The sequence below is a fragment of the Bradyrhizobium sp. P5_C12 genome (assembly GCF_054049735.1).
Genome location: NZ_JBFULU010000008.1, coordinates 59,996 through 81,546, shown reverse-complemented (window position 1 = coordinate 81,546; position 21,551 = coordinate 59,996). Strand labels below are relative to the sequence as shown.

Below are 21,551 nucleotides of genomic sequence, written 5' to 3'. Positions count from 1 at the left end.
TTCCACCCGGATGGTCACTTAACGTTCCGTCCTAATAGGCAGACGCGGGGGACCGGGACAAGCCCGGCCATGTCGCGCGTACAGGGCACCCTTCGATCCGCGACGGTTAGGTGGACCGGCGCTTGCATGGTAGACAGTCCTGTATTCCCAACAAAGCTTGAGACCCTCCATGCCCATCGTGAACCGCGTCGCCGACCTTCAACCAGACATCCAGGCCTGGCGGCGGGATATCCACCAGCACCCCGAGCTGCTCTATGATGTCCATCGCACCGCAGCATTCGTCGCGGACCGTCTGCGCGAGTTCGGCTGCGATGAGGTCGTCACCGGCCTCGGCCAGACCGGCGTGGTCGGCGTGATCAAGGGCAACAAGCCGGCCGGCGAGGGCCTCAAGACCATCGGCCTGCGCGCCGACATGGACGCGCTACCGGTGGAGGAGCAGACCAACCTGCCTTACGCCTCGAAGAATCCGGGCAAGATGCACGCCTGCGGCCATGACGGCCACACGGCGATGCTGCTGGGCGCCGCGCGCTATCTGGCCGAGACCCGCAATTTCGCCGGCGATGCAGTGGTGATCTTCCAGCCCGCCGAGGAGGGCGGCGCCGGCGGCGCGGCCATGGTCAAGGACGGGCTGATGGAGCGCTTCGGCATCGAGCAGGTCTATGGCATGCACAACGGCCCCGGCATCCCGGTCGGCTCGTTCGCGATCCGGCCGGGCCCGATCATGGCGGCGACCGACGAGGTCGACATCATGATCGAGGGCCTCGGCGGCCATGCCGCGCGTCCGCACAAATGCGTGGATTCCGTGCTGGTTGGTGCGCAGGTGATCACCGCGTTGCAGTCGATCGTCGCGCGCAGCGTCGATCCGCTGGAATCGGCCGTGATCTCGATCTGCGAATTTCACGCCGGCAACGCCCGCAACGTCATTCCGCAAACCGCGACGCTGCGGGGTACAATCCGCACGTTGTCGCCGGAGGTGCGCAAGCTGGTCGAGAAGCGCGTGCACGAAGTGGTGGCGGGCGTGGCACAGATCACCGGCGCCAAGATCGACCTGCACTACAAGCGCAATTATCCGGTGGTGGTCAATCACGCCGCGGAGACCGAGGTGGCGAAGCGCATCGCCAAGCAGGTCGCGGGCGACGCCAACGTGCACGAGATGCCGCCGCTGATGGGCGGCGAGGATTTCGCCTACATGCTCGAAGCCCGTCCCGGCGCCTTCATCTTCTGCGGCAACGGCGACAGCGCCGGCCTGCATCACCCCGCCTATAATTTCAACGACGAGGCGATCGTGTTCGGCACGTCCTACTGGGTCAAGCTGGTCGAGGAATCACTCGCCGCGTCATAAGGCCGAGCTCGAAGCACAAACGAAAAGGGCCCGTGCATCGCACGGGCCCTTTGTCTTTGCGGAATGATCGGCTCAGAAGATCCGCGAGAAGATCACGTAGAGCGTGGCCGACAGCGCGATCGCGCAGGGCAGCGTCAGCACCCAGGCCATCAGCAGGTTGCGGATGGTCGCCAATTGCAGGCCCGAGCCGTTGGCCGCCATGGTGCCGGCGACGCCCGACGACAGCACATGCGTGGTCGAGACCGGGAGGCCGAACACGTCGGCGGCGCCGATGGTGGCGGCAGCCACGAGCTCGGCCGACGCGCCCTGCGCATAGGTGAGATGGGTCTTGCCGATCTTCTCACCGACGGTGATGACGATGCGCTTCCAGCCGACCATGGTGCCGAGGCCGAGCGCGATCGCAACCGCAACCTTCACCCAGGTCGGGATGAACTTGGTGGCGGCATCGAGCGAGCCCTTGTAGGCGTTCAAGGTCGCGACCTCTTCCTTGTTGAGGTCGTTTTCCTTGTCCTTCATCAGGAAGCGGATCGCCTCCGAAGTCAGGTACATGTCGTTGCGGGTGTTGCCGACGGCTTCCGCCGGCACCTTGGTCAGCGAGCCATACTTGGCGACCTGGTCGCCGACGTCCTTCACCAGCACGGCGAGCGAGGGATAGGTGCCCTCGTTGATGTGGTGCAGCGCGATGTACTGCGTCACCGCCGGACGGGGATCGCCGATGATGCTGTGGCCGGCGCCCTTCGCCGAGATCACCTTGGCAGCGGCGTCCGAGGTCTTCTGGAACTGGGCGACCTGGGATTCCGGCAGCGCGCGGTTGAGCGCGTAGGCCGTCGGGACGGTGCCGATCAGGATCAGCATGATCAGGCCCATGCCCTTCTGGCCGTCGTTGGAGCCGTGCGCGAAGCTGACGCCGGTGCAGGTTGCGATCAGCAGGCCACGGATCCAGAGCGGCGGCGCCTTGTTGCCTTCGGGCGCCGAGTACAGAGCCGGGTTGCGCACAATGAACTTGAGCAGCAGCAGCAGCACGGCGGCGCAGATGAAGCCGAACAGCGGCGACAGCAGCAGTGCGTAGCCGATCTCGGTGGCCTTGCTCCAGTCCACGCCCGAGGTGCCGTCGCGGCCGCGCATGACGGCATTGGCGATGCCGACGCCGATGATCGAGCCGATCAGCGTGTGCGAGGAGGAGGCGGGAAGCCCGAAGAACCAGGTGCCGAGGTTCCAGATGATCGCGGCAATCAAGAGCGCGAACACCATGGCGAAGCCGGCGCTGGAGCCGACCTGCAGGATCAGCTCGACCGGCAGCAGCGAGACGATGCCGAAGGCGACCGCGCCGGAGGAGAGGAGCACGCCGAGGAAGTTGAAGAAGCCCGACCACATCACCGCGACTTCGGCCGGCAGCGAATGGGTGTAGATCACGGTCGCCACCGCGTTGGCGGTGTCGTGGAAGCCGTTGACGAACTCGAAGCCGAGCGCGATCAGCAGCGCGACGAACAGGAGGATGTAGGGCAGGAAGGTGGTCACCTTCGTGCCGGTCGCATTGACGTCGACATAGATGCTGTAGGCGACGAACAGCAGGCCTGCGGCGAGGACGCCGAAGAACAGGATCATCGTCAGCGGATTGAAACCCTTGTCGAGATTGGGCCGCGAAGCCGGCTGGACAGGCGTTGGATCGCTTATTGCTCGGTCGAATGCTACGTCGGTCATGTCTGGACGCCCCTTAACCATTTGGAAGGGCTATTGTCCGCGATGGATTTGAAGTCTGGATGACAACCGCTGCGTGAAAGGCGTTTTCCCGCCAGTATTCAGGCGGCGCGCGCGGATTTCCTCTGCAAGTTGGCGGCGATCTTCAGGTCTTCGACAAAGCGCTGATATTCCAGCACTTTGGCCGCCGGATCTGGCAGCCGGAGCAGATAGGACGGGTGCACCGTCACCAGCGCCTTGCGGCCGTCGGGAAGGTCGATCAGCCGGCCGCGGGTCTTGCCGATCGGGGTGATCTTGCCGAACACGCTTTGCGCGGCGGTGGCGCCCATCGCGACGATGAGCTCGGGCTGGATTGCCGAAACTTCCCGCTCATACCATTGCCGGCAGGCCCGGATCTCCGGCGTCGCCGGCTTCTGGTGCAGGCGGATTTTTCCGCGCGGCACGAATTTGAAATGTTTCACCGCGTTGGTGACATAGACCTTCTTGCGGTCGACACCGGCTTCCTCCAGCGCGCGGTCGAGCATCTGGCCAGCCGGGCCGACGAAGGGATGGCCGGCGAGGTCTTCCTTGTCGCCGGGCTGTTCGCCAACCAGCATGATGGTTGCGTCTTTCGGCCCCTCGCCGAACACGGTTTGCGTCGCGTCCTTGTAGAGCGGGCAGGCACGGCAATGCGCGGCCTCCTCGCGGAGCGCTTCGAGATCGTCGGCGGCTGCCTTGTGTCCCATGATGGCTTCCGGACGTGGGGAGATCCGTCCGCCGGTCCAGCGTTCGGCATCGGCGAGCAGAGGTCCAAGTATCGATCCAAGTATCGATGCGTCCTGGAGGTTCCTCCGGCGCTTCGCCGGCGCGTCAGTCGTCGTCAGCCGGTTGGGCTGGAAATGGCGCCGCCAGGTTTCCTCCAAATGGCCTGGGGCCGGCCACTCCGTCCGGCTGATCCCGGGCGTGAAGGAGATCGCGTGACCGTCCCAATGGGCACAAACGTCAGGCGTGAGGATCGACCAGGGCATATCGGCAAAACGACGCGCGAAGAACGGCGCGGCGAATGCGACGATGTGATGCTCCGGCTCGAACCAGGCGGCGTAATGCGCCTTCTGCTCGCGCCCGATCTCGCGGAAGCGGACGAGGTCGCGCATCCGCTGCGCATCGCGCTGCACGCTGCCAGCCATCGCGGTTGCTTGCGCCACGTCGGGATCGGTCATCGTTGCGAGCAGGTCGTGATCGGCCTTCAACCGCCACAGCAGGCGATAGAGCCGCGCAAAGCGCTCCTCGTCGCGATGCAGGATCGCGACACGGGCAAGCTCGATGAAATTGGCCGGCACACTGAACGTGCTCTCGGTCTCGATCGGCGGAAGGTTCGGTGCTTCGGACAGGCCGGGCGGCACCTGGTCTTTCGTCTGGCCCTGCACGTGCCACGTCACGTCCGCCGGCGCGACGTGATGCAGCGCGAATGCGCGTGCGGCTTTACGCCAGCCGTCGAAATCGGTCTCGCTGTCCAGGGTGATGAGGTACATGGAACTCGAATCCTCTTGATTCCGCTCATGAATTCGAAGGCGCGCCAATTCGATTGACTCCAAGGGCGCCGTTAGCTTTATATTAGAACATATCATGAACAAATGAGCCAGCCGCTGGTTCTCTTTTTGAGAGCCGCCGGCAATCACCTCTGAAGGAGCGGCGAGCATGAGCGCACGCATCAGCGCGCTTGCGACCTTGCGCAGCCAGATCGAGACCGAGGTCGTGCATCATCGCGATCGCGTTGCGCTCGGCCACGGCGAGGCCGACGAGGCACTTCAGGGCGGGCTCGCGCGGGCTGTGATCCACGAAGTGTTTTGCGAGGGCCGCCAGGGCGCGGCCGCGACCGGGTTTGTCACGGGACTTGCGGGCCGTGTGACGGCGCGCAAACCGCTGTTGTGGGTGCGTCAGGATTTTTCGGAAGTTGAAACAGGCGCGCTGTCGATGAGCGGGCTCGCCGAGCTCGGCCTCGATCCGGGCCGCGTGGTGATGGTGCGCGCCGCCGATGTGGAGAGCGCGCTGCGCACCTCGGCCGATGCGCTCGCCTGCGACGCGCTGGGCGCCGTCGTGCTCGAGCTCTGGGGCGAGACGCGGCAGTTCGATCTCGTGGCGAGCCGCAAGCTGACGCTCGCCGCGCAGTCCTCCGGCGTCACCGGTCTGCTGCTGCGGATGGCCGCGCAACCTTTGCCCTCGACTGCCGAGACCAGATGGATGCTGCGCGCGGCGCATTCGCCGCCGGGGGCGATGTGGAGTGCCTGGGGCGCGCCGCGCTTCGATGCCGAGCTCGTTCGCAATCGTCATGGCCCGTGCGGCCGATGGATCATGGAATGGAAATGTGATGAGTGCCAGTTCTCTGAACCGCCGGCGTATCCTCAGCCTGTGGCTGCCGCGCCTGCCCATCGACCGGATCCAGCGTTTTTTCAACGGCGCGCTGGGTAAGACCAAAGCGTTTTCAAGCGAAGTGGGTACCGGTTCGCGTGAAGAAAACGCGTCAAAACAAAAAGATGAGCCAAGCGTTGTCGTCATCAAGGACAACAATGCGCTGGTGATCCATGCGCTCGACGATGCCGCGTCGCATTTGGGTCTGCATATCGGCCAGCCCTTGGCCAATGCCCGGGCGATGTGCCCGGACTTGCGGGTGTTCGACGCCGATGTCGTGGCCGATGCAAAGACGCTCAGCGACATCGCCGACTGGTGCGACCGTTTCACGCCGCTGGTGGCGCTCGATCCGCCGCACGGGCTGTTCCTCGACATCACCGGCTGCGCCCATCTGTTCGGCGGCGAGGCTGCGCTGTTGCAGACGCTGGTTCGTGCGCTTGCCCGGCAGGGCTTTGCCGTCAGCGCGGCGATTGCGGGCACCTCGGTCTGTGCGCGCACGCTGACGCGGCAGGCCTCCGGCACCATCGTTACCGATGGCGGGGAGGCGGCGGCGATCAGCCGGCTTCCGGTATCCGCGCTCGGCGCGGGCGAGGCCATCACCACCGGCTTGCGCCGTGCCGGCCTGAAAACCATCGGCGATGTCGCCTCGCGCAGCTCCCATGAGATCACGGCGCGGTTTGGCGCGGGGTTCTCCACGCTGCTCGCGCATGCGCTGGGGCAGGGCGATGCGCCGATCAACCCGCGAAAACCGCTGCCCGATTACATCGTGGAAAAACGCTTCGCCGAGCCGATCGCGACCGACACCCTGATCGCGATGACGCTGTCGCGGCTCGCCGACACGCTGATCGCGTCGATGGAGAAGCAGGGCAAGGGCGCCCGGCGTCTCGAAGCCGCCTTCTTCCGCACCGACGGCGTGGTGCGCGCGATCATGGTCGAAACCGGCCGGCCGGTGACACGCAGCGCAGTGATCGACCGGCTGTTCCGCGAGCGGCTCGATGCGCTCGCCGATCCGCTCGATCCCGGCTTCGGCTTCGACATGGTGCGGCTGTCGGCGAGCCGCACCGAGATCGTGGTGCAGGAGCAGCGCGATCTCGACGCCCATGTCCACGACAATGACGAGCTCGCCGCACTGATCGACCGCATCGCCGCGCGCATCGGCGGAAAGCGCGTCGTCGTGCACCTGCCGCAGGACACGCATATCCCGGAGCGTGCGGTGCTGGCCGTATCAGCGCAGCACCACCTCGCCGCCGCCATGCAGGCCGAATGGCCGGCGCGCGCCGAGAGCGAGCCGCCGCTGCGCCCGCTCAGGCTGTTCGACAAGCCGGAGCCGGTCAAGGTGCCGTTCGCGACCGTGCCGGACGGTCCGCCGCATCAATTCACCTGGCGGCGCGCGCTGCATGCGGTGGTGCGGGTGGAAGGGCCCGAGCGCATCGCCATGGAATGGTGGCGCCAGGACGGCAAGCAGCTGACGCGGGATTATTTCCGCATCGAGGATGCCGAGGGCCTGCGCTTCTGGATCTTTCGCGACGGTCTTTACGACGAACTCGTCGATGACGAAGGCAAGCCTGTTCCCCCTCAATGGTATGTGCACGGTCTCTTCGCATGACGACATCGACCTATGCCGAGATCGGCATCACCACGAATTTCTCCTTCCTGCGCGGCGGATCGGACCCGCGCGCCTATGTGCACCAGGCGAGCATTCTGGGCATCCCTGCGATCGGGATTGCCGACCACAATACCCTCGCCGGCGTGGTGCGTGCCTACAAGGAGCTCGACAATGCGGACGTGTTGAACAAGCCGAAGCTGCTCATCGGCGCACGCATCGTCTTCATCGACGGCACGCCCGATATCCTGGTCTATCCACGCGACCGCGCGGCTTACGGACGGCTGTGCCAGCTTCTCACCAGGGGCAAGCGCGGCGACGACATCACGCGGATCGAGAAGGGCGAATGTCATCTCTGTTTCGGCGATCTCCTGGAATTTGCGCGGGGCCAGCTCCTGGTCCTGACATTGCCGTATCGGTTTGATGCGGCGAAGGCGCAGGCCATTCTCACCAGGCTGAAGGCGAGCGAAGCCGACGGGGTGTGGCTGGCGGCGAGCCTGATCTATCGTGGCGACGACCGGCGCCGCCTGGCGCGGCTCGATGATCTCGCGACGGCGGCAAAGGTACCGCTGCTCGCGACCAACGAGGTGCTCTATCACCATCCCGCGCGCCGTCCGCTCCAGGACGTGTTGACCTGCATCCGGGAAAAGACCACGATCGAGGCGGTCGGACGGAGGCTGGAGGCCAATGCCGAGCGGTTTCTGAAAACGCCCCAGGAGATGTCGCGGCTGTTCCGCGATTTCCCCGAGGCGGTCGCGGAGACGATGCGTTTTGCAAACAAGATCGAGTTCACGCTCGACCAGCTCAAATACCAGTATCCGGACGAGCCGGTGCCGCCGGGCAAGACGGCGCAAGGCCATCTGGAGGACCTGACCCGGGCGGGCGTACAGAAATATTTCGGCGGCAACATCGACGACAAGCTTCGCGCGACCCTGAAGAAGGAGCTCGCGCTGATCGCCGAGCTGAAATACGCGCATTATTTCCTCACCGTGCACGACATCGTCCACTACGCGCGCAGCCAGAACATTTTGTGCCAGGGCCGCGGCTCGGCGGCGAACTCGGCCGTCTGCTACGTGCTCGGCATCACCTCGGTCGATCCGACCAAGGTCGATCTGCTGTTCGAGCGTTTCATCTCCAAGGAGCGGCTGGAGCCGCCGGACATCGACGTCGATTTCGAGCATTCGCGGCGCGAGGAGGTGATGCAATATGTCTATCGCCGCTATGGCCGCCATCGCGCCGCGATCATCGCGACCATCATCCATTATCGCCCGCGCAGCGCCATCCGCGACGTCGGCAAGGCGCTGGGCCTGACCGAGGACGTCACCGCCGCGCTCGCCGACACCGTCTGGGGAAGCTGGGGCAAGGGCCTCAACGACATGCAGGTCAGGCAGGCCGGGCTCGATCCGCAAAATCCCATGATCAATCTCGCGGTCGAGCTTGCGACCGAGCTGATCGAATTCCCGCGCCATCTCTCCCAGCATGTCGGCGGCTATGTGCTGACGCAAGACCGGCTCGACACCTATGTGCCGATCGGCAACGCCGCGATGGAGGACCGCACCTTCATCGAATGGGACAAGGACGACGTCGACGCGCTCAACATGATGAAGGTCGACGTGCTGGCGCTGGGCATGCTGACCTGCATCCGCAAATGCTTTGACCTGATCGACCAGCACAAGGGCCGGCGCTTTGTGCTGGCGAGCGTCCCGCAGGACGATCCCAAGGTCTACGACATGCTGTGCCGTGGGGAATCGCTTGGCGTATTCCAGGTCGAGAGCCGCGCCCAGATGAACATGCTGCCGCGGCTGAAGCCGCGGACATTCTATGATCTCGTGATCGAGGTCGCGATCGTGCGTCCGGGACCGATCCAGGGCGACATGGTGCATCCTTACTTGCGGCGGCGGAACGGCCAGGAGAAAGTGAGCTACCCCTCGCCATCGCCCGAACATGGTCCCGCGGACGAGCTTTACAAGGTTCTGCACAAGACGAAGGGCGTGCCTTTGTTCCAGGAGCAGGCGATGCGCATCGCGATCGAGGCGGCAAAATTCACCTCCGAGGAGGCCAACGGCCTGCGCCGCTCGATGGCGACCTTCCGCAATGTCGGCACCATCGGCAAATACGAGGACAAGCTGGTCGGCAACATGGTCGCACGCGGTTACGACCCCAACTTCGCCAGAAGTTGTTTCGACCAGATCAAGGGTTTTGGCAGCTACGGCTTCCCGGAAAGCCACGCGGCAAGCTTCGCGCAGCTCGTCTACATCTCGTCATGGCTGAAACATCATCATCCCGATGCCTTCTGCTGCGGCCTGTTGAATTCGCAGCCGATGGGCTTTTACGCGCCGGCGCAGATCGTCGGCGACGCCCGCAAAAACGATGTCGAGGTGCGCGACATCGACGTGTCCCACAGCTTTGCGCAGAACACGCTGGAAAACACCGGCGATCGGTATTGCGCCGTGCGCCTCGGCTTCCGCCAGATCGACGGCTTTCACTGGCTCGATCCGGATGAGGAGAGGCTCAGGGAAGATCAGGCAAAACGGCAGGGCGTGGGATATGCCGGTCAGGAAGACTGGGCCGACCGCATCGTCGCCGCCCGCAACCGCCGGCCCTTCACCTCGCTGGAGGACTTCGCTCGCGACACCGGGCTGCCCAAGCGCGCGCTGATCCTGCTCGCGGACGCCGACGCGTTCCGCTCGCTCGGGCTCGATCGCCGCGAGGCGCTGTGGCAGGTGCGGCGGCTGCCCGACGATTTGCCGCTGCCGCTGTTCGAGGCGGCCACCGCGCGCGAGCAGCCGGACGAGCACGCAAAACCGCTCCCGGTGATGCCGCGCGCCGAGCAGGTGGTCGCGGATTACCAGACCATCCGGCTTTCACTCAAAGGCCACCCGATGGAATTTTTGCGCGAGATGTTGACGCGCGAGCGGGTGGTGGCCTGCAAGGACATCAGTCATGAGAACGAGCGGCGTCGCGTCCGCTGCGCCGGCGTGGTGCTGGTGCGGCAGCGGCCGGGCAGCGCCAGCGGCGTCGTGTTCATGACGCTGGAGGACGAAACCGGCATCGCCAATGTCGTGGTGTGGCCCAAGATCATGGAGCAGTACCGCAAGGAGGTGATGGGCGCGCGCCTCATCCAGGTCGAGGGCTATATCCAGAGCAGCCCCGAAAAGGTGACGCATCTCATCGCCCAGCGCATGATCGACCGCTCGCACGATCTGATCGGCCTCGCCAATGACGCGCTGAGCCGCAAGCATCCGGGTCCCGCCGGCGCCGACCTGATCGAGCCGCTCAACGACGACCGCCGCGACCACGCCGATGCCCCCGCCCAGAAAATCCGCCACCCCCGCAACGTCCGCATCCTGCCGCCGTCGCGGGATTTCCATTGAGGCCTCTCAACCATCCCCGATGTCGTCCTGGCGAAGGCCAGGACCCATAACCACAGGGTGGAGTTTGGCGAAGACTCTCAGTTGTGCGGCTGGTCGCGTGTACAACAACAACCCGTCGGGGTAATGGGTCCTGGCTTTCGCCAGGACGACACCGAGTGTGTGGTCGATTGCGCCGCTCCCGCCTTCACTCCGGCGCAGCCCCAACCGGCGGGCCGCCGGGCGGGCGGTGCAGGTAAGTCAGCGAGACGTAGGCGCCGGCCCAGGAGCCGAGCGCCGCGAAAGCGACATAGAAGGCGTTTTCGGTGTAGCTGATCACCGCGTAGGAGGAGAGCATGTACCAGACCGCGCTCCAGTTCGCCGCCGGCACGCGCTTGCGCGCGATCACGGCGGAGGTGAACATGACATAGACCGCGTCGGTGGCCGCCGTTGCGATGAACACGGCGCCGGCGGTGAGGGGATCGATGGCGGCCATTGCGTTCCTCTGTGTGCTGATGGAAGGTCGCAAAGCTAAGGGAGAGAAGCGGACATGCAAAGCCCCGCCGGCATTCTCAGCGATATCTGGACCTCCGTCGGCGGCGATCCTGCCGCGCTCGGCAATGTGCGGTTGACGGGCGAGGAGCCGCAGGTCCCATCCTCGTTTCGCGTTGCCGTTGCCGGGCAAGCGACGATCGCCGCCGCCGGCCTTGCCGCTGCCGAAATCTGGAGGATGCGCGGCGGCGAGGTGCAGGACGTCAGCGTCGACATCCGCCACGCCGTCGTCGAATGCCGCTCCGAGCGCTATCTGCGCGTCGACGACAAGCCGCCGCCGCCGGCGTGGGACGCCATTGCCGGCGTCTACCGGACCGGCGACAACCGCTTCGTCCGCTGCCACACCAATTTCCCGCATCACCGCGACGCCGTCTGCAAGGTGCTCGGCTGCGAGCCGGAGCGCGAGAAGGTGCAGGCCGCGCTGATGCAATGGAAGGGCGAGGATTTTGAAACTGCGGCTTACGCCGCCGGCGGTGTCGTTGCCCTGATGCGCTCTTACGACGAATGGTCGGCGCTGCCGCAGGCGCGAGCGCTGACCGAACTGCCGCTGCTCTCGATCGAGAAGATCGGCGAGGCTCCGCCGAAGCCGTGGCCAAAAGGCGATCGTCCGCTCTCGGGCCTCCGCGTGCTCGATCTTTCCCGCGTGATCGCAGGCCCGGTCGCCGGCCGCACGCTCGCCGCGCACGGCGCGGACGTGCTGCTTGTGTCAGGGCCCGAGCTGCCCGCCATTCCCTGGCTCACCATCGATACCGGACGCGGCAAACTCACCACGTTCATTGAGCTCAAGAGCGAGGCGGGGCAGGCGCAATTGCGCGAGCTTCTGAAACAGGCCGACATCTTCTCGCAGGGCTATCGCCCACGCGCGCTCGCCGCCCTCGGCTTCGCGCCGGAGCAGGCAGCCAGCATCAATCCCGGCATCGTCTACGTCACGCTGTCGGCCTATGGCCATGCCGGCCCGTGGGCGAAGCGGCGCGGCTTCGACTCGCTGGTGCAGACCACGACCGGCTTCAACCACGCCGAGGGACGGGCCGCCGGCATTGACGGGCCGAAGGAACTGCCGGCACAAATGCTCGATCACGCCACCGGCTATCTGATGGCGTTCGGCGCGATGATGGCCAGGGCGCGCCAGGCCCGCGAAGGCGGCAGCTGGCACGTGCGCGTGTCGCTGGCCCAGACCGGACGCTGGCTGTGGAATCTCGGCCGGCTCGAAGGCGGCCTGAACACCCCGGATATTACGGGCGAGGCTGTACATGCTGCGTTCATCGAGAGCATGCCATCTGGCTTCGGCGCCTTGAAGGCGGTGCGCCATTCGGCGCTGCTGTCGAAGACGCCGGCACGATGGAGCCGTCCGGCGATGCCGCTCGGAAGTCATCCGGCACAGTGGCCGGCTCGAAGCTGACACGGGGCTTACTTGGAGCTGACGCGTCGCAAAATTTTAACGCAAACCGCAAGGCGATCGGCACTTTTTAGGTTGTTTGCAATCTCAATTCGGCACTATTAGCGCGACCGATGTGGCAGTCATTTGCCGAGATCGTCGCAGACCTGACCGGGCCCCATGGTAGTTGAAAATACCGAGCGATTGCAGGTGTTTACAAAACAACGGATGATCACATCCGTAGTTCTACTGGCGCTCGCCGGCGCCGGGGCCTATGGCTTCCTGCGTGCCGGGGCCAAGGAGAAGAGCCACTCCGAAGTCTCCAGCCAGTCGCGCAGGAATGCGCAGAATTTCACGCCGACGCCGTCCGAATGGGCGACGCTGAGGATCGAGCCGGTCAAGGCCAAGACCTTCCGGGCCGAATATGTCACCGAGGGCAAGGTCGCGGTCGACGAGGACCGCTCGACGCCGGTGTTCTCGCCCTATGCGGGACGGGTGACCAAGTTGCTCGCCAAGCCGGGTGAGAGCCTGAAGCAGGGTCAACCGCTGTTCACAATCGAAGCCGCCGACACCGTGCAGGCGCAGAACGATTTCATCACGGCGATGACCTCGCAGAACAAGGCGAAGTCGGCGGTCGATCTCGCCGACATCCAGTTCAAACGCGCCAAGGATCTCTACGAAGGCCACGCCATTCCGCTGAAAGATTATCAGCAGGCCGAAGCGACCCAGGTCCAGGCGCAGAACGACATGCGCTCCTCGGCGACGGCGCTGGAGGCCGCGCGCAACAAGCTGCGCATCCTCGGCTTCACCGACGAGACCATCAAGGCGTTCCAGGACAAGGGCACCATCAATCCGGAGGTCACGATCTACTCGCCGATCGCCGGTACGGTCGTGCAGCGCAAGATCGGTCCGGGCCAGTACGTCAATTCCGGCGCCAGCGATCCGGTCTTCGTGATCGGCGATCTCTCCTCGGTCTGGCTCACCGCCTTCGTGCGCGAAAGCGACGCCGCCTCCGTGTGCATCGGGCAGGACATCACCGTCAACGTGATGGCGCTGCCCGGCCATCCGCTGACCGCCAAGATCAACTACGTCGCCACGGCAATCGACCCCAGCACCCGCCGTCTCCTCGTCCGCGCCACCATCGACAACAAGGACGGACTGCTCAAGCCGGAGATGTTCGCCAACGTCACGATCTACTCCGCAGGCGACCGCGCGGCACCCGCGGTGCCGAAGCAGGCGCTGATCTACGAAGCCGACCAGGTCCGCATCTGGGTCGCGCGCGAGGACAAGTCGGTCGAGCTGCGCCAGATCAAGATCGGGCTCATCAATGGCAACCTCGTCGAGGTGACCAGCAACCTGCAACCCGGCGAGCAGGTCGTCACCAAGGGCAGCCTGTTCATCGACCGCGCGGCGTCCGGCAGCTGATCGACGACCCAAAAAACAAGACAACTGAAGACCTGAATGGATCGCCTCGTCGCCCTTGCCGTCAACCGGCGCTTCCTGATGGTCGGGATGTTCGTCGCCGTGCTGATCGGCGGCCTGATCGCGTTCAACCAGCTCAACATCGAGGCCTATCCCGACCCGACCCCGCCGATGGTCGACATCGTGACGCAGAGCCCCGGGCTGTCGGCGGAGGAGATCGAGCGCTACATCACGATCCCGATCGAGACCCAGGTCGCAGGTCTGAAGAACCTCACGACCATCCGCACCATCTCGCTCTACGGCCTCTCCGACATCAAGCTCCAGTTCTCCTTCGCCTACACCTATGACGAGGCGCAGCAGCAGGTCTTGAACCGCCTGGCGCAGCTCGCGCCGCTGCCGGGCAATGTGCAGCCGCAGATCTCGCCGCTCAGCCCGATCGGCGAAATCTTCCGCTACCGCCTCGTCGGTCCGCCGAACTACAGCGTGCTCGACCTCAAGACCATCCAGGACTGGATCCTCCAGCGCCGCTTCCGCGCCGTGCCCGGCGTCATCGACGTCACCGGCTGGGGCGGCAAGAGCAAGACCTACGAGCTCCAGGTCGACTTCAACAAGCTCGTCGCCAACGGCCTGACGCTGCCGCAATTGCTCCAGGCGGTCAGCAATTCCAACGTCAATGTCGGGGGCAACACCGTCAATATCGGCCAGCAATCGGCCGTGGTCCGCGGCGTCGGCCTGATCCGTTCCATCGACGACCTCGCCAACACCATGGTCTCGCAGACCAACGGCAATCCGGTGCTGGTCAAGGACGTCGCCACCGTCACTGTCGGTCAAAAACCCCGTCTCGGCATTGCCGGCCTCGACGATTCCGACGACATCGTGCAGGGCATCGTCCTGATGCGCCGCGGTGAGCAGAGCTCGCCAACCATCAAGCGCGTCCACCAGCTCGTTCAAACCATCAACAACTCCAGCATCCTGCCGCCCGGCGTGCGCATCGAGCGCATCTACGATCGCGGGGACCTGATTGAGCTCACCACCCACACCGTGCTGCACAACATGGTGGTCGGCATCCTCCTGATCGTGCTGTTGCAATGGATGTTCCTCGGGGATCTGCGCAGCGCGCTGATCGTCGGCGCCACGATTCCGTTCGCGCTGTTCTTTGCCGTGATCATCCTGGTGTTGCGCGGGGAATCGGCAAACCTCCTGTCGGTCGGTGCGATCGATTTCGGCCTCATCGTCGACGCCACCGTCATCATGGTGGAAGCCATCTTCCGCCGCCTGACGCAGACCACGCCGGTGTCGGAAACCGAGCATATGTCGAACGAGACGCTGTTCGGCATGAAGAGCCACGCCATCCTCAGCGCCGCCGCCGACGTGTCGCGCTCGATCTTCTTTGCCGCGGCGATCATCATCGCGGCGTTCCTGCCGCTGTTCACGCTGTCCGGCGTCGAGGGCAACATCTTCGGGCCGATGGCGCGGACCTATGCCTATGCGCTCGCCGGCGGGCTGCTTGCGACATTCACGGTCACCCCGGCGCTGTCCGCGATCATCCTGCCCGCGCATGTCGAGGAGACCGAGACGAAGGTCATGCTGATCCTGCACCGGATCTACATGCCGGTGCTGAATTGGGCGGTCGCCAACCGCGGCATCATGCTCGGCGGCGCCGTCGGTCTCGTGCTGATGACGGTGGCGCTCAGCCGGCTGCTCGGCCTCGAATTCCTGCCGAAGCTGGAAGAGGGCAATCTCTGGATCCGTGCCACGCTGCCGCCGACCATCTCGCTCCAGGAAGGCAACACCTACGTCAACGAGATGCGCAAGCTGATCCGCGCCCGGCCCGAAGTGGAATCCGTGGTGTCGCAGCACGGCCGCCCCGACGACGGCACCGACGCGGCCGGCTTCTTCAACGCCGAGTTCTTCGCGCCACTGAAGCCCGCGAGCCAGTGGCCCGGCACCCACGACAAGGAGGAGCTGACCGCGCAACTGCTGAAGCAGCTCGACGACCGCTTCCCCGGCGTCGAATTCAACTTCTCGCAGTACCTCCAGGACAACGTCTCCGAAGCCGTCTCCGGCGTGAAGGGCGAGAATTCGATCAAGCTGTTCGGCAGCGATCTCCAGGCGCTCACCGATACCGCCAACAAGATCAAGTCGGTGCTGGCGACGGTGCAGGGCGTGACCGACCTCGCGGTGTTCACCTCGCTCGGGCAGCCGACCATCCAGATCGACATCGACCGCGCCAAGGCCGCGCGCTATGGGCTCGCGCCCGGCGACATCAACGCCACCATCAAGGTCGCGATCGGCGGCGACACCGCGGGCGACATCTATGAGGCGGGAAGCGACCGTCATTTCCCGATCATCGTCCGCCTTGCGCCGGAATTCCGCAGGAGCGCGGAGGCGATCCAGAACCTGAGGATCGGCGCGCCCGGACCGAACGGCACCGTCACGCAGATTCCCCTGAGCGAGGTCGCCAGCATCAGCCTCGTCTCCGGTGCGGCCTACATCTATCGCGAGCAGCAGGAGCGCTATCTGCCGATCAAATTCTCGGTGCGCGAGCGCGACCTCGGCAGCGCGATCCGCGAGGCGCAGCAGAAGATCGCCGCCCAGGTGCAGTTGCCGCCCGGTGCGCACATGGACTGGGTCGGTGAGTTCGGCAACCTTCAGGACGCGATCCGGCGCTTGTCGGTCGTGGTGCCGATCTCGCTGGCGCTGATCGGCGTCCTGCTCTGGTTCAATTTCGGCTCGATGACCGACACGCTGCTCGCCATGAGCGTGATTCCGATGGCGATCTTCGGCGGCGTGCTGGGTCTCCTGATCACCGGCACGGCGTTCAGCGTCTCGGCGGCGATCGGCTTCATCGCGCTGTTCGGCATCGCCGTGATGGACGGCATCATCATCCTGTCGCAGTTCAACCAGCTGATCGACGAAGGCATGGATCGCGTGAGCGCGGTGATCCGCACCGGCGAATTGCAGCTTCGGCCCGTGCTGATGACCTGCGTCGTCGCCGGTGTCGGCCTGCTGCCGGCCGCGCTGTCGGAGGGCATCGGCTCGCAGGTGCAGAAGCCGCTCGCGGTCGTCGTCGTCACCGGCATGATGCTGGCGCCGGTCGTGATCCTGGTGACGCTGCCGGTGCTGATCTCCTTCTTCTCCCGCCGCGCGCGATAAGGCCRTCAGAATCCGTAGAGTCGCGCCGGATTGTCGACCAGGATCTTCCTGCGCACATCCGCATCCGGCGCCCACACCGGGAGCTGGTTGAGCAGCCGGCCGTCGTCGATCGGGTAGAACGGCGCGATGTCGGTGGCCTTGCGTCCGGGCACCTGGGCGGAATCCGGATGCGGCCAGTCGGTGCCCCAGACGATACGGTCCGCATTCGCCGCGATCAGCGCCCGCGCATAGGGCACCATGTCCTGGTAGTCCGGCGCGAGCTTTGACGAGCGATAGGCGCCGGAAATCTTCACATAGGCCTTGCCGGATTTGACGAGCGCGACCAGGTCGGCAAATCCCGGCTGCTCCACTCCGAGCGGGGCCTCGAGGCCGCCGAAATGGTCGAACACGGCCGGCACCGGTGCGGCGAGGACGAGGTCCTTGATCGCCGTGATCATCGGCAGCGTCGTGTAGAGCTGCACGTGCCAGCCGCGCGCCGTCATGCGTTCCACGGCGGCGGTGAAGCGGGCGCGTCCGACATTGGGGTCGCCGATGCCGTCGGTCGCGAGATTGATGCGGATGCCGCGAAAACCCTCCTGCTGCATCGCATCGAGCTGGGCCTCCGTGGTCTTGTCGTCGATCACGGCCACCCCGCGCGCGGTCGCGCCACGCGCCTTCATGCCGAACAAGCTGGAGGAATTGTCGGTGCCGTAGACGCTCGGCGTCACGATCACCACGCGCTCGATATGCAATGCCTTGTGCAGCGCGGCCATCTCCTCCGGCGAGGCCGGCTCCGGCGTATAGACGCGCCCGGCGAAGAACGGAAACCTTTCGGGATCGCCGTGGATATGCGTGTGGCAGTCGCAGGCATGGGCCGGCATGTCGAAATTGACCGGCGTCGCGGGCTGCGACGCCTTGGCGTGGGCTTTGTTGGTCATGGCTACTCCGGCGGCGAGGGAGGCAAGCAGGACGCTGCGTCGGTTGAGCACGGGTTCTCTCCCTGCATCATTGTTCTGTCGTGGCAGAATATCACGTCCCCGGGGGGCATCTTCGTCCGGCCGCTGCATGGCTGGTGAGCGCTGCCAGGAGCTCTTCAGGGATCGTCGGCGAGAGCAGGGCATTGAACCGGCGCGTATCCGGTTTGACTAATGATCCGCGCACCCGGATCATCGCCGTCCCACCGGAATCACCTTATGCAAAAATCCTTTGGCAAATTCAAAGCAGGCTTATCGGCCGCGGCCGTCCTGGTCGCCCTGTTCGGCGTCTACGGCTTCCGCAAGCTCCAGGCGCTGGCGGCCGATCCGACCGGGCCGAAGGATTGCCGGGCCGCGGACGATATCGGCGAAAAAGGCAAGATCGACCTGGACAAGGTGAGGGCGATTGCCCCGCTCCAGGGCGTAAAATGGTCGCAGCTCGGCGGCAGCATCAATGATGCGAGTTGTCTCAACCGCACCGAGATCTACGGCGTGGTCGAGGTGCACAGCGTCGACGATATCGCCAGGACGCTGGCCTTTGCCCGCGACAACAAGCTGCCGGTGACGACGGCCGGCGTGCGCCATTCCATGGGCGGGCAGGCATTCCGCAAGGGCGGCATCGTGCTGGACATGCGCGGCTTCAACCGCATCGCGCTCAACGAGGCGGCGCACAGCGTCACCGTACAGCCCGGCGCGACGTGGCACGACATCCAGATCGCGCTGCATCCGCGCTTTGCGGTGCGCGCCATGCAGTCGACCGACATCTTCAGCGTCGGCGGCTCGATCTCGGTCAATGCCCACGGCATGGATCATCAGGCCGGCGCGCTGGCCCGCTCGATCAAGGCTATGAAGGTGATGCTCGCCGACGGTTCGATCAAGAATGTCTCTTCAACCGAGAATACGGAGCTGTTCAACCTCGTGGTCGGCGGCTACGGCCTGTTCGGCGTCATCGTCGAGGCCGAGCTCGATATTGCCGACAACACGGTCTACCAGACCGGGCGGCGCGTGCTGGACTACAAGACCTTTCCCGCGCTGTTCGCCGGCGAGATCGAGAAGGACGGCAATATCGGCCTGATGTACGGACATCTGTCGACCGCGCCGAGCAGCTTCCTCCAGGAAATGCTGCTCTACACTTACACCAAAGCCGACGGCGCCGACTTCAAGCGCCAGCCGCTCGGCGAGGTCAGCGGCACCAAGCTGCGGCGGCTGACCATCAACCTGTCCAAGCAGGGTCCGTTCTTCCAGGAGCTGAAATGGCTCTCGGAGAAGCACATCGAACACCGCATGGAGACCTGCACGGTGACGCGGGCGCAGGCGATCGCCTCGGGCGAAGCCTGCCTCGTCAGCCGCAACGATCCCATGCACGATTCCGTGCCCTACCTGCGCAACGCATTGCCGGAGGAAACCGACATCCTCCACGAATACTTCATCCCGCGCAAAAACTTCACGGCCTTCGTCGACGGCATGCGCAAGATCATGCTCGCCAACAACACCAATTTGCTCAACGCCTCGGTCCGCATCGTGCACAAGGAGGACAACTTCCTGACCTATGCGCCGGAGCCGGCGTTCTCGCTGGTGCTCTACATCAACCAGCCGACGGACGATGAGGGCAACCGCCGCATGAAGAAGACGACAGAAGAGCTGATCGACCTCACCATCGCCAATCAGGGCCGCTTCTTCCTGCCGTATCAGCTCTATTACTCGCGCGACCAGCTCAAGAAGTCCTATCCGCAGATCGACGACTTCTTCGCCGCCAAGCGCAAATACGATCCGGCCGGGCTGTTCACCAATACGATGTACCAGAAATACGCGTCGTAAGGTGCGCTCCCTCTCCCGCAAGCGGGAGAGGTGAAGCAAGCCGGCGGCGGCGTCAGCTTCGCTTCGGCGCGAGCCCGTTGCAGCCGCCGGCCTGCTCGGCATCGAGCACGAGCAGGGCGCCCGCCGTGTACAGCCGGCTGACGAAGTCGGCGGCATCGGAGCGTGCGATCGTAACGTAGCCGCTCGACGCCAGCACCCGGCCATTGGCCCTGGCGACAGCGGCGATGGCCTCAGCCTGCGGGCCGATCACGGCAAGCGAGCGGCCCGGCGAGGCGCCGAAGGTGAGCACGACGACGAGTGTGAGCCAGCCGGCGACGACGAGCGTGACCGCAATTGCGATCCTGCCGAGCGGCCGCAATCCTGTTCGGCTAATAGTCGTAGAAGTGCTCAAGGCTCACTCCCTTCGCCGTCAACGCGCGCTTGATCTCGACCAGGCGGTCGATCCTAGCCCTGAGGCCGGCCCGGCGGAAGCCCGGCCTGGCATCGAGATCGAGCGAAAACAGCGCCGTGGTATCGGCGATGTCGAGCTTCGCATCCTTCGGCGCGATCACGGTGATGAGGATGTCGTGATTGCCGGCGATCTCGGCCAGGCGATGGCCGCCGTCGAGAAGCTTGCCCAGGATTTCCGTCAGCGCCTTGTAGCGCGGCGCCTGCACCAGCTGCCAATCCGCCGACAGCGCACGGACCGGTGTGATGCGCGGCTCGGCCGCCAGCACGTCCGGCGGCAATGTCGCCACCACGAACATGATATCGCGCGGCTCGTCGTCATTGGCAGCGTCGAGCGCGGACTGGATCGCATGCGCATAGCCGATCTTGAGAAAATATTCGCTGCCGAGCGCGAAGTCGCGCTCCCATGTGCGCAGCCGGCTCGGCGTCGGCGCCGGGATCGCCCCGAGACCGTCGAGCTTGTCGCGGAACGGATATTTGAACCAGGGCACGGTGTAGAGGAAGGCGGCGTAGTCCTGGAGCACCGCACGGGCATATTCATCCTGCGGCGTCAGCCTGTCGCCGCGGATCCATTCGAAGACGCGGCCGACCGTGTTTTCGTAAAGTCCCTTGATCGCGTATTCGGTGGAGTAGCTGATCCCGATGACGTAGATCATCATCTTGACGTCGAAGCGGGACTCCGTGGCCGGCGGCACGGCGCGGTTGATGGTGCAGAAGCTCTGCCAGAAGCCGAGGATGTGGCGGAGATAGCCGAACTGGCTTTCGCTGGAATGATCGAGGAAGCGGCCGAAGTCCTCGAAGGAATAGACGATGTACCACTCCGGGAAGGTGAAATAGGTGTTGTCCGGCGGACGGCGATAGCCCTTCTCCGTGATCGGTGGCAGCGCCACCGGCGCTGTTGCGGATGATGCCGCCTGCGCGGCGGGCTGGCAGGTCCCCTCGATATAGGCGAGGGGCACCAGGATCGCGAAGGCGATCAGCGCGATCAGCGCCAGGACGATGCGGCGCAGGCGCTTAAGCATGGGCAGGGCGCGTGCGCGGTGCCAGCAGAAAGCCGATCAGGATGGCGACGCCGCCCAGGCCCAGATGCGGCGCGTTGGCGAAGATGCGCGTTGCGAGCGGCAGGTTGAGCACGCCGTTGATGAGGATGCCGAAGTCGAGATAGCCGCTCCCGGTGAGCAGGCCGAGCACGCCGTCGGCGAAATAGAACGCGCCGAACAGCTGGAAGAACAGCTCGGAGGCGCGCCGCGAGGACAGCGCCGCGGTCAGCGCCCAGAGCGCGGAGACGAGATGCAGGCCGTCGGCATACCAGGTGCGGCGGAATAGGCCGAAGATCATGTCGTTCTGGTCGATGAAGGCGGGGATGTAGCCGGTCAGGATCACGAATCCGAGCAGCGCGGCGTAGCCAAAGGCGCACAATCTGATGATGTCCATGGTCCCTCCGGTC

At 65.0% G+C, this 21,551-nt stretch carries 15 protein-coding genes; 8 read left to right on the top strand and 7 right to left on the bottom strand.

The annotated features are described in order from the left end of the window. The first annotated feature begins 169 nt into the window (after nt 1-169). Nucleotides 170-1,342: a M20 aminoacylase family protein gene (locus tag ACXJMY_RS09980; protein ID WP_456619149.1), complete on the top strand. Its 1,173-nt coding sequence runs from the start codon at nt 170-172 to the stop codon at nt 1,340-1,342. 72 nt (nt 1,343-1,414) lie between these two features. On the opposite strand, the gene ACXJMY_RS09975 is transcribed toward ACXJMY_RS09980, so the two are convergent. Further along, nucleotides 1,415-3,043, bottom strand: coding sequence for an inorganic phosphate transporter (locus ACXJMY_RS09975; protein WP_456619148.1), 1,629 nt, complete (start codon nt 3,041-3,043; stop codon nt 1,415-1,417). 98 nt (nt 3,044-3,141) lie between these two features. Next, entirely contained in the window at nt 3,142-4,551 is a 1,410-nt protein-coding gene (locus tag ACXJMY_RS09970; protein ID WP_456619147.1) for a UdgX family uracil-DNA binding protein, read from the bottom strand. 166 nt (nt 4,552-4,717) lie between these two features. Here ACXJMY_RS09970 and ACXJMY_RS09965 point away from each other — a divergent pair, with 166 nt between their 5' ends. Genes ACXJMY_RS09965 through ACXJMY_RS09955 form a run of 3 tightly spaced genes read left to right on the top strand, consistent with a single transcriptional unit; the run spans nt 4,718 to nt 10,405 of the window. Then, a complete protein-coding gene (locus ACXJMY_RS09965) occupies nt 4,718-5,488 on the top strand; it encodes an ImuA family protein (RefSeq protein ID WP_456619146.1) in 771 nt (256 codons plus the stop codon). Then, nucleotides 5,388-7,034: a Y-family DNA polymerase gene (locus tag ACXJMY_RS09960; RefSeq protein WP_456619145.1), complete on the top strand. Its 1,647-nt coding sequence runs from the start codon at nt 5,388-5,390 to the stop codon at nt 7,032-7,034. Before ACXJMY_RS09965 ends, ACXJMY_RS09960 begins: the two co-directional genes overlap by 101 nt. Beyond that, nucleotides 7,031-10,405, top strand: coding sequence for an error-prone DNA polymerase (locus tag ACXJMY_RS09955; RefSeq protein ID WP_456619144.1), 3,375 nt, complete (start codon nt 7,031-7,033; stop codon nt 10,403-10,405). The genes ACXJMY_RS09960 and ACXJMY_RS09955 overlap by 4 nt, the downstream gene beginning before the upstream one ends. 184 nt (nt 10,406-10,589) lie before the next feature. Here the strand turns inward: ACXJMY_RS09955 and ACXJMY_RS09950 are convergent, their stop codons facing one another. Continuing rightward, a complete protein-coding gene (locus tag ACXJMY_RS09950; protein WP_027544123.1) occupies nt 10,590-10,877 on the bottom strand; it encodes a hypothetical protein in 288 nt (95 codons plus the stop codon). Between the two features lie 54 nt (nt 10,878-10,931). Between ACXJMY_RS09950 and ACXJMY_RS09945 the strand changes: the two genes are divergently transcribed. The 3 genes from ACXJMY_RS09945 to ACXJMY_RS09935 all read left to right on the top strand — a co-directional run bounded on the left by ACXJMY_RS09945 (nt 10,932) and on the right by ACXJMY_RS09935 (nt 16,886). Next, complete coding sequence (locus tag ACXJMY_RS09945) at nt 10,932-12,332, top strand: CoA transferase (RefSeq protein WP_456619143.1); 1,401 nt, start codon at nt 10,932-10,934, stop codon at nt 12,330-12,332. A 156-nt stretch (nt 12,333-12,488) separates the two neighbouring features. Further along, nucleotides 12,489-13,733 (top strand): efflux RND transporter periplasmic adaptor subunit, encoded by a 1,245-nt coding sequence (locus tag ACXJMY_RS09940; protein ID WP_456619142.1) that lies wholly within the window; start codon nt 12,489-12,491, stop codon nt 13,731-13,733. A 36-nt stretch (nt 13,734-13,769) separates the two neighbouring features. Continuing rightward, nucleotides 13,770-16,886, top strand: coding sequence for an efflux RND transporter permease subunit (locus tag ACXJMY_RS09935; RefSeq protein WP_456619141.1), 3,117 nt, complete (start codon nt 13,770-13,772; stop codon nt 16,884-16,886). 5 nt (nt 16,887-16,891) lie between these two features. Here ACXJMY_RS09935 and ACXJMY_RS09930 read toward each other — a convergent pair whose 3' ends face one another. Beyond that, nucleotides 16,892-17,854 (bottom strand): amidohydrolase family protein, encoded by a 963-nt coding sequence (locus ACXJMY_RS09930; protein WP_456619140.1) that lies wholly within the window; start codon nt 17,852-17,854, stop codon nt 16,892-16,894. Between the two features lie 204 nt (nt 17,855-18,058). On the opposite strand from ACXJMY_RS09930, the gene ACXJMY_RS09925 reads away from it, so the two are divergent. Next, entirely contained in the window at nt 18,059-19,657 is a 1,599-nt protein-coding gene (locus ACXJMY_RS09925; protein WP_456619139.1) for an FAD-binding oxidoreductase, read from the top strand. 52 nt (nt 19,658-19,709) lie between these two features. Here ACXJMY_RS09925 and ACXJMY_RS09920 read toward each other — a convergent pair whose 3' ends face one another. Genes ACXJMY_RS09920 through ACXJMY_RS09910 form a run of 3 tightly spaced genes read right to left on the bottom strand, consistent with a single transcriptional unit; the run spans nt 19,710 to nt 21,538 of the window. Then, nucleotides 19,710-20,048, bottom strand: a complete 339-nt coding sequence (locus ACXJMY_RS09920) for a hypothetical protein (protein WP_456619138.1) — start codon at nt 20,046-20,048, stop codon at nt 19,710-19,712. Then, nucleotides 20,026-21,126: a hypothetical protein gene (locus ACXJMY_RS09915; protein ID WP_456619137.1), complete on the bottom strand. Its 1,101-nt coding sequence runs from the start codon at nt 21,124-21,126 to the stop codon at nt 20,026-20,028. Before ACXJMY_RS09915 ends, ACXJMY_RS09920 begins: the two co-directional genes overlap by 23 nt. Beyond that, nucleotides 21,119-21,538: a hypothetical protein gene (locus ACXJMY_RS09910; RefSeq protein ID WP_456619136.1), complete on the bottom strand. Its 420-nt coding sequence runs from the start codon at nt 21,536-21,538 to the stop codon at nt 21,119-21,121. The genes ACXJMY_RS09915 and ACXJMY_RS09910 overlap by 8 nt, the downstream gene beginning before the upstream one ends. Nucleotides 21,539-21,551 lie beyond the last annotated feature (13 nt).

Excerpts from the sequence above, each read along its gene's own strand:
- ACXJMY_RS09980 (WP_456619149.1), top strand. The coding sequence starts at position 170 with ATGCCCATCGTGAACCGCGTCGCCGACCTTCAACCAGACATCCAGGCC.
- ACXJMY_RS09975 (WP_456619148.1), bottom strand. The coding sequence starts at position 3,043 with ATGACCGACGTAGCATTCGACCGAGCAATAAGCGATCCAACGCCTGTC.
- ACXJMY_RS09970 (WP_456619147.1), bottom strand. The coding sequence starts at position 4,551 with ATGTACCTCATCACCCTGGACAGCGAGACCGATTTCGACGGCTGGCGT.
- ACXJMY_RS09965 (WP_456619146.1), top strand. The coding sequence starts at position 4,718 with ATGAGCGCACGCATCAGCGCGCTTGCGACCTTGCGCAGCCAGATCGAG.
- ACXJMY_RS09960 (WP_456619145.1), top strand. The coding sequence starts at position 5,388 with ATGAGTGCCAGTTCTCTGAACCGCCGGCGTATCCTCAGCCTGTGGCTG.
- ACXJMY_RS09955 (WP_456619144.1), top strand. The coding sequence starts at position 7,031 with ATGACGACATCGACCTATGCCGAGATCGGCATCACCACGAATTTCTCC.
- ACXJMY_RS09950 (WP_027544123.1), bottom strand. The coding sequence starts at position 10,877 with ATGGCCGCCATCGATCCCCTCACCGCCGGCGCCGTGTTCATCGCAACG.
- ACXJMY_RS09945 (WP_456619143.1), top strand. The coding sequence starts at position 10,932 with ATGCAAAGCCCCGCCGGCATTCTCAGCGATATCTGGACCTCCGTCGGC.
- ACXJMY_RS09940 (WP_456619142.1), top strand. The coding sequence starts at position 12,489 with ATGGTAGTTGAAAATACCGAGCGATTGCAGGTGTTTACAAAACAACGG.
- ACXJMY_RS09935 (WP_456619141.1), top strand. The coding sequence starts at position 13,770 with ATGGATCGCCTCGTCGCCCTTGCCGTCAACCGGCGCTTCCTGATGGTC.
- ACXJMY_RS09925 (WP_456619139.1), top strand. The coding sequence starts at position 18,059 with ATGCAAAAATCCTTTGGCAAATTCAAAGCAGGCTTATCGGCCGCGGCC.
- ACXJMY_RS09915 (WP_456619137.1), bottom strand. The coding sequence starts at position 21,126 with ATGCTTAAGCGCCTGCGCCGCATCGTCCTGGCGCTGATCGCGCTGATC.
- ACXJMY_RS09910 (WP_456619136.1), bottom strand. The coding sequence starts at position 21,538 with ATGGACATCATCAGATTGTGCGCCTTTGGCTACGCCGCGCTGCTCGGA.